Raw genomic sequence first — 13551 nt, 5'->3', positions numbered from 1 at the left:
GTAACCCCTCCTTATTGTTTAGGCAAGACAGAAATCCTGTGAGTCGGGACATCCAAAACTCTAGAGACAGCTTCCACCACCCACGCTTTCACCTGCATTTGATCGACCCCCTCGGCTGTTACGAAAACCCCGCTTACGTCCGGCTTAGATGTTTGCGTTAGCAGCGGAACTTCCCGATCGCCTTGACGGACGAGAACTAGCTGCTGTTCTCTCGAATAATCCTCAATTTCACGTTCGCCTCCGTTCTTATCATTTTCCTTGGTGGTTTGTTTTCCAACGATTAAATTTTTATCGTACACTTTTTTATGTGTCGATGACAGATTGATCATGATGTCCACAGCACTTACTCCTTGTATGTTCTCAAGAAGAGGTTTGAGCTGTTTTTCATATTCAGCTTCCAACTGTGAAATAGAGTCCGTCATCTCAGGAGTTTGTGCAGCTGATGCACCTTCACCCGATTGACTTTGGACATTCCCTTCATCAAGAGCCGGTGAAGGAGAATCGTTTGGCTGAAACCAATTGCTTGTTAAAATAATCAGCACTCCAATAATGCCAATGGCAATTAAATACTTCGTTTTATTCAGCTTTCTCCCCTCTTTGTTTGATAGAGGTTCCGTCAGCTTGTTCCACCATTTATTCATCCTCATCCTCCCAGCGGATAATGATTTGTTCTTGGTTTAAGTCAAGATAGTCAGCGACCCATTTAAGTAATTCCGGATCTCGCTTCTCTTCTTCTGTTTCGCCTTCATCCATAATAGAGATCTCTACATCTTCGACCGACTGGGTCAGTTCATCACGTGAAACCGTGAGGGTCAGCTTGTCCAACGATTCCAAACTGTAGGGTTGTTGATGGAAGCTCATTTCAGCATCGACGAGAACCAGGTTTTGTTCTTCTTTTAATGGTGTTTCAATTTCAGCTGCAAGAGCCTTGGTAACTTGTTCTAATTTATATGCATCTTGTCCGGCGAGTATTTCATTTTTCTTTGATTCTACGTTTTCATCAAAAACTTCTGCATCTAATTGTTGTTGCATGGTCAAATCTGCCTGTTGGACAAGGCGATCAGGATCAATATTCAAGATTTGTAAGAGTGGCCCCAGAAAGATCAGCAGTAACAAAATAGACAAGACCAGACGAGCGTATTTCTTCATGACTCCGGAAGGAAGAAGGGCATCAGCTACCATTGCCAATAAAAGAAACAGGACAATTTTTGTAATCCACTCAATGAGATACTCCATGTTCACCACCCTATCTGACCATCATCGTTATGTTGCTAGCCGCCACCATGATGACGATAACGAGAAAAAACATCATGGAAACCATTAATAGTGCTGCGAATATATAAAGAATATGCCTGCTGACAACATCCATCGCCTGAATAATCGGCCCGTCCCCCAGGGGCTGAAGAAGGGCTGCTGCAATCTTATAAATGAGCGCAATGGCTAAAACTTTTATAGCTGGAAATACTGCAATCCCAAGTAATATCACCACACCGGCAATTCCCAGTGTGTTTTTTAATACAAGGGATGCTCCAAGGATTGTGTCGGTGGCATCCGTAAACAACCTCCCCACCACTGGTACGAAATTCCCTGTGACAAAACGAGCCGTTTTCATCGTAATTCCGTCCTGTACCGCAGTCACTGTTCCCTGGACAGAAATTACTCCAAGAAATATGGTTAAAAATACACCCATGATTGCCATTCCGGTTTTCCTAAGAAGTTCAGCCAATTGGTCTACTTTATATGTTTCATTCAAACTCCCAACAATCAGCAAAAGCGCGGAGGAGGCAAACAATGGGATGAGCAAGTACTTGACTAACAAGCCACTGGACTGGACAAGTGCAATAATAATAGGATGAAAAAAGGAAATCGACATCAAGTGACTAAATGAAGCCATGATCCCAAGCAGAAGGGGAATCAACCCGATCATAAAGCTGCTCATCCGTTCTATGGCTCCAAGCGTATATTCAATTACCTGCCGGAAGCTCTCAAGAGCAAGCGTCAATAAAACAAGGTAAACCACCATGTACGCAATCTTACTTACTACAGAATTTTCAAATGCAGACTGCACCGAATGAAGCAAAGTACTGAACAGTGTCAAAAACAGTAGGGAAGCTAACAATTTTCCGTTGAGGAGTAGCTCATGGAAAAAGAATTCCAGAATACCAGAAAACCAACCGGATGATTCAACGGAACTTTCACTTTGAATAAATTCACGGAAATTATTCGTATGAAAGCTAGGCAGATAATCTCCATACTGTTGGTTCAATTGATTCCAACTTTCCTCCAACTCTTCTGTAGATACCTGGTCGAGCATGGAAAGATCAGCATTAGCATCTGCAGGGGCTGGGGAGGGAGACGCAGCAACGGTGATTGGAGAGTTCAAGCAACCGATTATGATTAGACAACACAACACGAGCCGTTTCATGGCATCCCTCCCAAGTATCCTATGCCCCTGGAATAAAATTCAATATGGTCTCAATCACAGCTGTCACAATCGGTATGGCAAGCATTAAGATGAACAATTTCCCTGCAAGTTCCACTTTAGAAGCCAAGGAATTTAGTCCGGCATCTCGAATAAGTTGAGCCCCAAATTCTGCGATATAGGCAATGCCAATAATTTTTAAAATGGTCTTAAAGTACACAGGTTCGACCTGGGCCTTTTCTGCCATGTAAGACAACAGGGAAAAGATATGCCGTACCTGATCAAGGATGGTTAAGAACAAGATGATGACTGTGAATAAAAGGAGAAGAAAAGCGACCGAAGATTTGTGTTCCTTTAAGAGTAAAATCAACAAAGCCGCCACTAATCCTAAGGAAACAATTTGAATAATATCCATGAGTTACCCCTGGTAAAGAAAAACAGACTTGATTTGTTGAAACAGATCGGCGAGCCTGTGGAGAACGATAAATAATACTATGATGAAACCGGTCAAGGTCACAGCCTGTGCAATCTCTTCTTTTCCCATCTGTTTCAGGATGCTATGGATCATCGCGACAATAATACCGACACCAGCTATTTGGAATAATATCGTTGCATCTTGGAGCACAATGCCTCTTCCCCCTTTTGTAAAATCCATATAGACCTTGCTAAAGCATCTACATGATTAGAATGATGACGAGCAGCCCGCTTAATATCCCCATCCCTTTCGCCATCTTTTGATATTGATCACCGACTTCCAGGGCATCATGCAGTTCACGGTCAAGGTGATGGATGGTGAGTTGAATCTGTTTTTGCTGCTGCTCCAGATCGTGCTGTCCAAGCGTCCTGCCAAACTGCATCAGAATTTCATATTCGTTTTTCGACAACGCGTTCAACGACCAGTGTTTCTTTAACTGTTTGGACCATAAGGAATAAAAGTCATCCCAAACTCCATTTTCGTTCAGTATCCCTTCAAAGAACTTATTAATGGGTTTCGGTAAATGTGTAGATAGATTCTCACAAACTTCCAGTAGCGAAGATTGTCCATAAACCATCTCTGCCTCTATCATCTGTAAAGCATTTTTCCATTGCCGAATATGTCCCGGACGCTTCTTAAAACGGGAAGCCATATCAAACCCTGCCCAGGTCGTAACGGTCAATACGATGACGGCCCCGATCCATTGCATGCGATCCCCTCCCCTTGCCCTGAATCAGTAGATCTCCCGATTGATCGAGTACTGTCCAATTTCTTTCACTTTGAGGTGACATCCGGTCCAAGACAAGATAGCGTTGAAACACTCTCTCCTCCATTAATTGTTTGGCTGATGGCCGCTTCTTTACACCTGAGAAACTTTGACCATGAATACTGCAAATAACTTCTACCCCTGTATAAGTAGCCTCTCGTACTGCTTCTGCATCTTTTTGTCCACCAATTTCGTCTACAATTAACACTTCAGGTGACATCGAACGAATCATCATCATCATGCCTTCTGCTTTAGGGCAAGCATCCATCACATCTGTACGAAAACCCACATCAAGCTGAGGAACACCCCTCATACTTGCTGCAATTTCGGAACGCTCGTCCACAATTGCCACTTTCGCCGCGCGATACCCTTGTTGATCAGATCCAATGTAACGCGCCAATTCCCTCAGGAGTGTGGTTTTTCCTGATTGCGGAGGTCCGATGACCAGTGTACTCATCCAGCGCCCAGATTGATAAAGGTGTGGAATGAGGGAGTCAATATTCCCAGATGTAGCTCTAGCAACTCTGATGTTCATAAAGGATATGTGCTTTAACGTTTCTACATGATCCTGATGAGTGTTTGTCTTGCCAGCCAAACCTACCCTATGGCCACCCTCAATCGTAATAAATCCCTCTTTCAATTCTTCCTTGAAACGGTAGAGGGAGAACTGACTGATCTGATTTAGGACGAAAGAGAGATGCTCAACAGTCATCACTGCAGTCTCAATGGAGTCAACACAATTATTATCAAGAATCTCTATCGGACGACCGATCCTTAAACGGATCTCCTGCACACTCTTCCATTGGACCTCACTTTTTAAGAGATGTTGGATAGAGGGCGGAAACAAACGTATAATCTCCTTCATCCTCTCCTACTCCTTTATTTGGTTTACTTCATATGTATGTGCATACTGAGAGCTTATGACTGTGAAATAGTATAAAACTAGAAGATTTTGTGAGAGGTAATAGAGAGGTAATAGAGAGGTAATAGAGCGATTGATAGACACTGGGAAGACATGCCTTAATCAATATACGTCCTTATGTGTCCACCTTATTCCTAAGCTTTATACCACAATAAAGAAGATTTAACGGACATTTAATTCCGAGACGTTTGTTTGAGTTTAGTTGTTCGGGGAGCAGGTTCTCCTTCCACCCAACATCTTCTAACACATGGATACAAAAATTGATTCTATAAGAAGAAAGTATGAAAGAGTAAGGATCGCTCACCTTGGAATAAAGAAATGTTTCCACAAAAAAAGGACTTGCCCTTTTTGGACAAGTCCTTTTTGAAGTTCAAACCTATGCACGGGATACGTATTTACCATCTGTTGTACTGATGACCAGTACTTCTCCTTCATTAATGAAGAAAGGTACTTGAACAGTAAGCCCTGTTTCAAGCGTTGCGGGCTTCGTACCTCCACTTGCTGTATCACCCTTGATTCCAGGTTCCGTTTCAGTAACTTCCAGCTCAACATTTTTCGGTAGCTCCACACCGATTGTTTCACTTTCATAAGACTGGATTTGAACTTCCATGTTCTCTTTTAGATAGTTTAATTGGTCCTGGATGGTAGCTGTTGGGATTTCTACTTGCTCATATGTCTCCATATCCATGAACGCGTGCATATCCCCATTCGCATACAGATATTGCATCTTACGGTTTTCAATGTGAGCGCGCTCCACTTTTTCACCGCCACGGAATGTTTTTTCTTGAATATTCCCATTACGTAGGTTACGGAGTTTTGAGCGAACAAAAGCCGCTCCTTTTCCTGGCTTTACGTGTTGGAAATCCATCACTTGCCAGATATCCCCCTCCACTTCAATTGTCAGACCTGTACGAAAATCGTTTACTGAAATCATTTGACTTCCTCCTTATAATTACAACGTGATTAATTCTTTGGTAAACTTGCTCAATCGTTCATTTCCTGTTTTCGTAACGATTGTATCATCTTCGATCCGGCAGCCGCCGACGTTCGGAACATAAATGCCCGGCTCGACTGTAACGACCATACCTTCTTCAAGCGTGACATCGGAACGGAAGGAAAGTCCAGGACCTTCATGGACATCCAGGCCTATTCCATGGCCCGTGGAATGACCGAAATACTCGCCATACCCTTTTTCTTTAATGTAATCACGTGTCAGTGCATCCGCTTCTTTGCCGGTGATGCCTTCTTTTATTCCTTCCATACCTTTTAACTGCGCCTGTAAAACAGTATCATAGATTTCCTTTAACTGATCATTGATTTCACCCACAGCTACAGTTCTTGTGATATCAGAACAATACCCTTTGTAAAGGGCACCAAAATCAAGCGTAACAAGCTCTCCGGATTGGATTTCCTTCTCGGAGGCCACTCCGTGTGGCAGAGCTGAACGGTAGCCTGATGCAACAATAATATCAAAACTTGAGGAAGTCGCCCCTTGCTTACGCATGAAGAACTCAAGTTCATTCGATACATCAATCTCCTTCACACCAGGTTTTATGTAACCAAGAATGTGTTCGAAAGCATCATCAGCAATCTTAACGGCATCCTTTAATATACTAATCTCCTCATCCGTCTTAATCAAGCGTAATTTTTCAACAATGCCTGATGTAGGGACGAGCTCTGCGTCTAATGCTTCTTCATATTGTTCAAAAAGGGTGTAGGTGACATGGTCTTTCTCAAACCCGATCCGTTTCAAACCTAATTCTTTCGCTTTTTCGGCTACCGTTTTCGGCATAGGTGTTTTATGTTCGAGGATTTCAAACTCCTTCGCTTGCTCTGCCGCTTGTTCTGTATAACGGAAGTCTGTAATTAAGACAGCTTCATCTCTTGTTACTAAAAGAGCTCCGGAAGAACCGACAAATCCTGATATATACCTTCTGTTTTTCGGACTCATAATCAGCAGACCGTCTAATTCCTTTGAAGCAATCGCTTTTCTTAAATTTGAAAGTTTACTCACGAATGATTTCTCCCTTCACTTTCTATCTTTTGGATCATCCCCAATGTCGCTAATCGGTAGCCATCGATTCCAAATCCGAGCACTTGCCCTGAGCATACCGGTGCTAACATCGATGTATGGCGGAAAGATTCCCGTTCATGGACATTTGATATATGAATTTCTACCACAGGTTTGGAGATGGCACTGATGGCATCCCGCAAAGCGATGCTTGTGTGTGTATAAGCTGCTGGATTAATAACGATTCCTTCAGCTTCTTCTTCCGCACGCTGAATCCAGTCTACGAGATCCCCCTCATGATTGGATTGAAAAGATTTGACCTCAAACCCTTGCTCGGCAGCCACTTCTTTGACCAATGTCTCAACATCTTCAAGAGACTTTTTTCCATAGGTCGCCGGTTCTCTTTTGCCTAACATATTCAAATTCGGCCCATTGATTAAAAACAGCCGCTTTTTCCCCATTCAACAATCCCACCATTTCCAAAATTGTCATACACTTTAAGTTTATCATACTCTTCCTTGATTTGAATAAGAATTCACTGTCTCATTGAACTCCCTGTATTCATAGGAAATGGAATACCCGATAAAAACCCCGTATAAAATAAATAAACAGCCTGTTGTAACCCATGTATCACTATTCAGTTCCATGAAAGCCGGGATGGCCGGGAAAATCGGAGTCAATAGAAAATAAACGACCGCCCATAGCCCAATTCCATAAAAGACACCAGGCCACATTCCATTCCTTTTTTTCAATAGAAGATAGTAAATGAGAGCCGTTCCTAAAGATAAAATACCGACAATGAGAACGGCTAACACTTCAGCAAGCCACGTTCCCGTCCAATCTGTCTGCCAGAATGAACGAAAAATGAAGGATGCAGGAGATACCTCTGTGAAATTGAAATAATAAGCGATTGCTCCTAAACCACTCCATAAAATCCCGCTTGTGAAACCTGTGACTAATGCTTTTGCTATGACACTTTGCTGTGGCTCTTGTTGTCTTTGGTCTTTTTGATTTTCAGCCATCTTCATCACCTCTATTCTCATTTTAACCAACCCCAATTTTTTCATGCTCTTTTCAATTGTTGGGCTAGTGATTCATGGAGATTTGAGGTAAAATAGAATTCCAACCAATTTTAATATTCTATCGTTTAAACAGCCCGTTTGAAGGAAAGAGTTTACTAAAACGTACTCTTCCACCGTTCAAAAATTAAGATGGGCCTGCATATTTTATTCTATAAAGGAAACAATCTTAAATAGCACATAACAGCCTACCATCCGCCGCATCTGATGATGAATAGTGTTGAAATAAGGGTATAGTTCAATAACCAGATATTCATAGTCGACCACTACGAGAAGGGAGGAAAATATCATGCGTAATTGGATGACTCCTGTCATTTACACGTTGATCGGTTTAGCCATCTTCTTCGTTGGCATCCAGCTGTTTACAAACACGACTGGCTTTCTCACTTCGATCGTCACGATGATCGGAATCGCCGCTCTCATTTATGGAGGCATCTACTTCTTCTTCCTCCGCAAACGCGGCTTTGGAGGATCGGCAGGTGGAAACCGAAATGAAATGAAAAAGTATAAGCAAGCGGTCAAACAATCCAAACAAAAATACAAACAACCAACCCCCGCAATTAAGAAAAGCCCTGTAGCCAAGGCACAAACCAAGGCCTCTTCGTTAGGTCGAAAAAACCGCAAACGTGTGAACGGTCCACAGCTTCGTGTTATTGAAGGCAATAAAAGCAAAGGAAAAAATCGAGCCACCTTTTAATGGCTCGATTTTTTTATTTCCTATTTTCATATTACCTGCTCCATCTTCTTAAGAAATTGCTCGCATGTTCACGACCTAATTCCATCAATGTTTCTTTTTCTTCTTTGCTCATATCGAAATCCGTCGTTTCCACTCCACTGACAGGAATGAAAATGATGTCCTTACTCAAGGTTTTGGAGATGTATCTTGCATCGTGAGCCTGCTGCATCGTTTTAAAAAGCGCGTGGAACATTTGAATCGCATTTTTAATCTTCTGTTCGGGCAGTTTATCAGGTTCATCACTTAATTTCATTCCAATCACAGGTCTAGTACGACAGCCGTCCTGCTTTTCCCAAATCCACAGAGGAAAATTACTCAAAACTCCTCCATCCACAATGATGGACCTTCCCCGTTTCCCGTGAATTTTAACTGGAATGAAAAAGTAGGGAAGTCCCGAACTCATCCTTACTGCTTTCGCTACAGAAAAGGTAGCCGGATCAATGCCGTAAACTTTCTTCAAATCATCAGGGATGACCACAATCCTACCCAGCGTCAGATCAGAACAGATGACCTTTAATGACCCAGGAGGTAAGTCTGCAAAAGTGCGAACACCTTTTTCACCAAGCCACTCCTCTAAAACATCTTCCAACTGATTCCCTTTATACAGCCCCATCCGATAATACAAGAGAAGCCATTTCATAAATGGAAACAGGCGGTCTGACAATGGTACGTCTACTAAACTAAGAAACGAAAGGTTATTGATCCTTTCTTTCAGTTCTTTCGCTGTGTAGCCGGCAGCTGTCAAACTCGCTAAAATGGCACCCGCGGATGTCCCAGCCATTCGTTTGAAAGTGTATCCTTGCTCTTGTAGTTCTTCAAGAGCTCCAATGAACGCAAGGGCCTTTACACCGCCACCGGAAAAAACTCCGTCCACTTTCATCCTGCTTCACCCCACTTTACTTCATTATAAACGTGCGTTTGGCCGTTTAGAACGAAAGGAGACGAATTCACATGTATGGCCGTTTATACTGCTAAATGATGTCTTTTTTCAATACTTAGCAACCACATCTCTAATTGTTGCTGTTAAAAAGTTCAACCGTAAAAAAAGACGCATGGGATTCCATGCGTCTTTCTCATTCTTCATTTTGTTCTTCATTCTTCTTCTGTACTTCTCTTAAAGAATCCACACGCTCAGGTTTCTCATCAAAATATTGAACAAGATCACCGATGCGGTCGATGGAATTCCAACTCATATGGTGTTCAATGCCTTCAACATCATCATAAATGTTCGCTTGATCAACCCCGATGATCTCTAAAAACTGCTCTAATAGTTCGTGACGATAAACAAGACGTTTTCCGACTTTCTTCCCTTTAGGTGTTAATATCAACCCTCGGTATTTTTCATAGTTCAAGTATTGGTCTCGATCAAGTTTTTGAACCATTTTTGTAACGGATGACGGATGCACCTGGAGATTTTCAGCAATATCAGAAACTCGTGCATATCCTTTATCTTCAATCAAAATATAGATTTGTTCAATATAATCTTCCATGCTAGGTGTCGGCATGTTGAACCCCCAATACCCTGTCTTATGTACACGTCCTATAATGAATCGTGGACGGTTTTAATAGCATATGTTTCCACATTAAAATGATACACCAGATTCCTACCAGTGACAAGCAAGGCCTATACTCATCATTTTCTTGAGCCTCTTCTCTAGGTCTCTAACACCATGATGGTTAGATCCTGACCAGGATAAACATACCGTAAGAAAAAATAACCGGCCGCTTAAGACGACCGGTTGTTTTCTTACAATCCACATTTCAGTTGGGCATTACAATTTGTGCAAGTGTTACAACCACCAATATCTTCAACTGTACCCTGACGACAAACCGGACAGGTATCTCCCACTTCGGATCCGATCGTCACCTTCGTTTTGTCGAGTTCATGAATGGTATCCATAAGAACAACGCGAGGTTTTTTGTCTTCAGGTTCAAACAGTTCCGTCTGTTCTCCCTCGAAGTCATTTTCCTCTGCTTTCAAAGATAATACTTGGCTATCTCGACTTCCATCAACGTACACCGTACCACCTTTGGCACCACCACGATATAGTCGTTGATACACTCTCTCTACCTCTTCGACTGTGTAACCTTTTGGAGCATTCACTGTTTTGGATATACTGCTGTCCACCCAGCGCTGTATGATGCACTGTGTATCTGCGTGGGCTTCCGGGCTCATTGTCATGGCTGTAATGAACCACTCCGGCAATTCATTAGGGTCTTGCTCTGGATGAGCGTCCAAATATTCCTGAAGGATATCTGCTTTCACCTCAATAAATTTACCCAATCGGCCACTGCGGTAGTAGGAGAATGAGAAGTAAGGCTCTAATCCTGTACTTACGCCCACCATAGTACCTGTACTTCCTGTAGGTGCAACAGTTAAAAGATGGGAGTTTCTAATTCCATAGCTCAGCACATCCTGGCGTATGTCTTCTGGCATATCCTTCATATAGCCTGTTTGGATAAAACGTTCACGCAGCTGTTTCGTCTCTGCATCGGTTTTTCCTGTTAAGAATGGGAAACTCCCTTTTTCTTTTGCAAGTTCAATGGACTCCCGATAAGCCGTGGTCGCAATAGCTTCAAAAATTTCATCGACCAGTTGATTTCCTTCCTCTGATCCATAGGTAGTTTCACAGTAGATCAACAAGTCATGCAGCCCCATAACACCAAGTCCAATTCTTCGTTCTCCAAGGGCCTGTACTTTATTTTCCTCCAAAAAGTAAGGTGTTGCATCAATGACATTGTCCTGCATGCGGACACCGCGGCGGACTGTTTTCTTAAGCTTTTCAAAGTCGACCTGTTTCGCCTCTTTATCTGCTACATTTGCAAGGTTGACGGCAGCAAGATTACAAACTGAATATGGGGCCAGTGGCTGCTCTCCGCAAGGGTTCGTAGCAACTACTTTCTGTCCATATGCGGTTGCATTTGTCTTCTCATTGGCATTATCGATAAAGAAAATACCCGGTTCAGCTGAGTACGTAGCGCAAATGTTGATGAGGTTCCATAGTTCGCTCGCTTTCACTGTACGATACGTGCGTACACCGAATCCACGTGCCTGCCATTCACGAACATCACCACTTTGATGCCATTCTTCATTATAAATTTCCATTTCTTCTGCTGAATAATTCTCAACATCAGGGAAGCGAAGTTCATAATCAGCATCATTTTCAACTGCTTCCATGAATTCATTCGTGATACAAACAGAGATGTTAGCCCCTGTCAGGAATTCAGAATTATGAACGGTATAATTCCCACCCAAGTGAAGCTTTTCTTCCGCTTCTTGTATGCTTTGGTCCGTAAATCCACCTTGCCCTTGAATGTGCTTATAATTAACCACACTCTGGTACAAGTCTTTCTCCGTTTCTGTAAGAGGCGTGAACTTCAATTTATCTTTAGCCAACTGCTTGATTGTCTCATCTTCGGTATTCTCAATAAGGAAACGAAGGATTCTCGTATTTTGCATCTTAGATATAATAAATTCCAGGATGTCGGGATGCCAGTCAGCTAACATGATCATTTGTGCTCCGCGTCTCGATCCGCCTTGTTCAACAAGGTGTGTAAGCTTCGCAATGTCATCAAGCCAGGAAACCGAACCTGAAGATTTCCCATTCACTCCTCTAGCGAGCGTGTTCCGAGGGCGTAGCGTGGATCCGTTCGTACCAACGCCACCTCCACGGGACATAATTTCCATCACCTGCTTACGGTGGTCCGATATCCCTTCACGGGAGTCTTGGATGTAGGGCATTACATAACAATTAAAATACGTTACGTCCGTTTGGGAACCTGCACCGTACAAAACACGTCCAGCCGGAATGAAATTCAACTCCGACAACTCTTCATAGAATTCGTTGAAACTTTGTTGTTTCTTATCCGGATCTGTTTCTACTTCTGAAAGCCCCGAGGCATTACGAAGGGCAATTTGTTCGTAATAGACTTCCAGGGGTTTATCGATGGTATCAAGATTTCGTTTGATCAATCCGGTTTCTCGTTCCTTTTCATGTTCAAGAACATTCAAGAATTCATCTTCCACTCTCACAATCGCCTGGTGAGACTGCCAATCAATGGAATGAATAAACCCAAATCCCCGAGCAGGAAACTTCGGATCATCTTTAACCGTAAGAACAACGAAATCCCCTTCTCCAAGGGTCAACTTTTCTGTATCTTTAAACGCATACCTGTCGAGCATTACAAGTCTCGAAACACCTTTGTGTGTAATTGTCATGGATTCATTAATCTCATGGACCTGTGGAAACTGTCTTATATCAGCATTGAGGCGGTCCACATTAATTTTCGTGTGTACATCTGTGGAGGTGGTCGTCTGCATTTTGCATCTCTCCCTTTTATACTAAAAACTAAATGATTTGCATTTGATATATGTAACATACCACATTCTCAAAAAGATAATCAATATATTGTGTTGTGATAATTTTCAGTCACCATATATTGTGCTGTTGAACGAATGTGTAGAAACTTGTCAATCGAAAAATCTTGAGATATTAAACGTATGAACCAGAGATTAAAAGAAAAACCTGGTCCCTATTGTTTCTTTCAGCTTTTTCATTATTTGCATCTCCGTACTATCTACAATCCTCGACAAAATAACACTTTCACTCAAGTTTCGAAAAAATTTTTTTGAAATACTCCTCATTCCCTCCTATAATAGATAGAGGAATAGAGAAATGAGGGGGATGGAAAGATGGATTTATGGATCTTAATCGCAGCGATCCTATTGGTTATCGCTTTCGGTTTGTATAGATTCTTCAAAGCAAGGAAAATCATGACCACATTACCGGAAGACAAGTTCCGCGAAGGCTACAGAAAAGCCCAATTGATTGATGTTCGTGAACCAAAGGAATTTGACGGCGGTCACATCCTTGGGGCAAGAAACATTCCATTGTCTCAAATGAAAAACCGTCTTATTGAAATCCGCAAAGACAAACCAGTTTACCTATACTGCCAAAGCGGTGCTCGTTCTGCACGTGCCGCAATGATGCTCCACAAGCAAGGATATGAAGACCTTAATATGCTTGAAGGTGGATTCAAAAAGTGGAATGGTAAAATCAAAGCGAAAAAGTAATAACCCTCCCGGTTCCCTAAGAACCGGGATTTTATTTTCTTCAGATTAAACAATAGCTCCCTATCC

Annotated in this window: 16 protein-coding genes; 2 read left to right on the top strand and 14 right to left on the bottom strand. The window is 42.3% G+C overall.

What is annotated here, in order from left to right:
• Positions 1-11: 11 nt before the first annotated feature.
• From spoIIIAG to HFA01_RS01825, 11 genes are all read right to left on the bottom strand, one after another.
• The gene (spoIIIAG, locus tag HFA01_RS01875) at positions 12-641 is read right to left on the bottom strand and encodes a stage III sporulation protein AG (RefSeq protein WP_146812889.1); all 630 of its coding nucleotides are present in this window, start codon (positions 639-641) and stop codon (positions 12-14) included.
• Positions 634-1236 (bottom strand): stage III sporulation protein AF, encoded by a 603-nt coding sequence (gene spoIIIAF, locus HFA01_RS01870; protein WP_146812888.1) that lies wholly within the window; start codon positions 1234-1236, stop codon positions 634-636. Before spoIIIAF ends, spoIIIAG begins: the two co-directional genes overlap by 8 nt.
• Positions 1237-1246: 10 nt before the next feature.
• Positions 1247-2443 carry a stage III sporulation protein AE gene (gene spoIIIAE, locus HFA01_RS01865; RefSeq protein ID WP_371860304.1) on the bottom strand — a complete coding sequence of 399 codons (1197 nt, stop codon included), beginning with the start codon at positions 2441-2443 and terminating at the stop codon, positions 1247-1249.
• Between the two features lies 1 nt (position 2444).
• Positions 2445-2837, bottom strand: a complete 393-nt coding sequence (gene spoIIIAD, locus HFA01_RS01860; RefSeq protein WP_146812886.1) for a stage III sporulation protein AD — start codon at positions 2835-2837, stop codon at positions 2445-2447.
• 3 nt (positions 2838-2840) lie between these two features.
• Positions 2841-3047, bottom strand: a complete 207-nt coding sequence (spoIIIAC, locus tag HFA01_RS01855; protein ID WP_008637060.1) for a stage III sporulation protein AC — start codon at positions 3045-3047, stop codon at positions 2841-2843.
• Positions 3048-3096: 49 nt separating this feature from the next.
• The gene (gene spoIIIAB, locus HFA01_RS01850) at positions 3097-3606 is read right to left on the bottom strand and encodes a stage III sporulation protein SpoIIIAB (RefSeq protein ID WP_146812885.1); all 510 of its coding nucleotides are present in this window, start codon (positions 3604-3606) and stop codon (positions 3097-3099) included.
• Complete coding sequence (gene spoIIIAA / locus HFA01_RS01845; RefSeq protein ID WP_146812884.1) at positions 3551-4528, bottom strand: stage III sporulation protein AA; 978 nt, start codon at positions 4526-4528, stop codon at positions 3551-3553. The genes spoIIIAB and spoIIIAA overlap by 56 nt, the downstream gene beginning before the upstream one ends.
• Positions 4529-4961: 433 nt before the next feature.
• Positions 4962-5519: an elongation factor P gene (gene efp / locus HFA01_RS01840; RefSeq protein ID WP_146812883.1), complete on the bottom strand. Its 558-nt coding sequence runs from the start codon at positions 5517-5519 to the stop codon at positions 4962-4964.
• Positions 5520-5537: 18 nt separating this feature from the next.
• Positions 5538-6599: a M24 family metallopeptidase gene (locus HFA01_RS01835; RefSeq protein WP_146812882.1), complete on the bottom strand. Its 1062-nt coding sequence runs from the start codon at positions 6597-6599 to the stop codon at positions 5538-5540.
• Positions 6596-7057 carry a type II 3-dehydroquinate dehydratase gene (aroQ, locus tag HFA01_RS01830; protein ID WP_146812881.1) on the bottom strand — a complete coding sequence of 154 codons (462 nt, stop codon included), beginning with the start codon at positions 7055-7057 and terminating at the stop codon, positions 6596-6598. Before aroQ ends, HFA01_RS01835 begins: the two co-directional genes overlap by 4 nt.
• Before the next feature lie 45 nt (positions 7058-7102).
• Positions 7103-7618, bottom strand: coding sequence for a YqhR family membrane protein (locus HFA01_RS01825; protein WP_146812880.1), 516 nt, complete (start codon positions 7616-7618; stop codon positions 7103-7105).
• A gap of 346 nt (positions 7619-7964) precedes the next feature.
• Between HFA01_RS01825 and HFA01_RS01820 the strand changes: the two genes are divergently transcribed.
• Positions 7965-8372 (top strand): SA1362 family protein, encoded by a 408-nt coding sequence (locus HFA01_RS01820; protein ID WP_146812879.1) that lies wholly within the window; start codon positions 7965-7967, stop codon positions 8370-8372.
• A 31-nt stretch (positions 8373-8403) separates the two neighbouring features.
• Here the strand turns inward: HFA01_RS01820 and HFA01_RS01815 are convergent, their stop codons facing one another.
• The 3 genes from HFA01_RS01815 to HFA01_RS01805 all read right to left on the bottom strand — a co-directional run bounded on the left by HFA01_RS01815 (position 8404) and on the right by HFA01_RS01805 (position 12732).
• Positions 8404-9291 (bottom strand): patatin-like phospholipase family protein, encoded by an 888-nt coding sequence (locus tag HFA01_RS01815; protein WP_146812878.1) that lies wholly within the window; start codon positions 9289-9291, stop codon positions 8404-8406.
• A 193-nt stretch (positions 9292-9484) separates the two neighbouring features.
• Complete coding sequence (gene mntR / locus HFA01_RS01810) at positions 9485-9916, bottom strand: transcriptional regulator MntR (RefSeq protein WP_146812877.1); 432 nt, start codon at positions 9914-9916, stop codon at positions 9485-9487.
• A gap of 242 nt (positions 9917-10158) precedes the next feature.
• Complete coding sequence (locus tag HFA01_RS01805; RefSeq protein WP_146812876.1) at positions 10159-12732, bottom strand: vitamin B12-dependent ribonucleotide reductase; 2574 nt, start codon at positions 12730-12732, stop codon at positions 10159-10161.
• 372 nt (positions 12733-13104) lie between these two features.
• Between HFA01_RS01805 and HFA01_RS01800 the strand changes: the two genes are divergently transcribed.
• Positions 13105-13485: a rhodanese-like domain-containing protein gene (locus tag HFA01_RS01800; RefSeq protein ID WP_089651747.1), complete on the top strand. Its 381-nt coding sequence runs from the start codon at positions 13105-13107 to the stop codon at positions 13483-13485.
• The last annotated feature ends 66 nt before the right edge of the window (positions 13486-13551 follow it).

Source organism: Halobacillus faecis, from assembly GCF_007991335.1.
GTDB lineage: Bacteria > Bacillota > Bacilli > Bacillales > Halobacillaceae > Halobacillus > Halobacillus faecis.
Note: the sequence above shows the minus strand (reverse complement) of the source record. Positions and strands in the feature narration are given on the sequence as shown.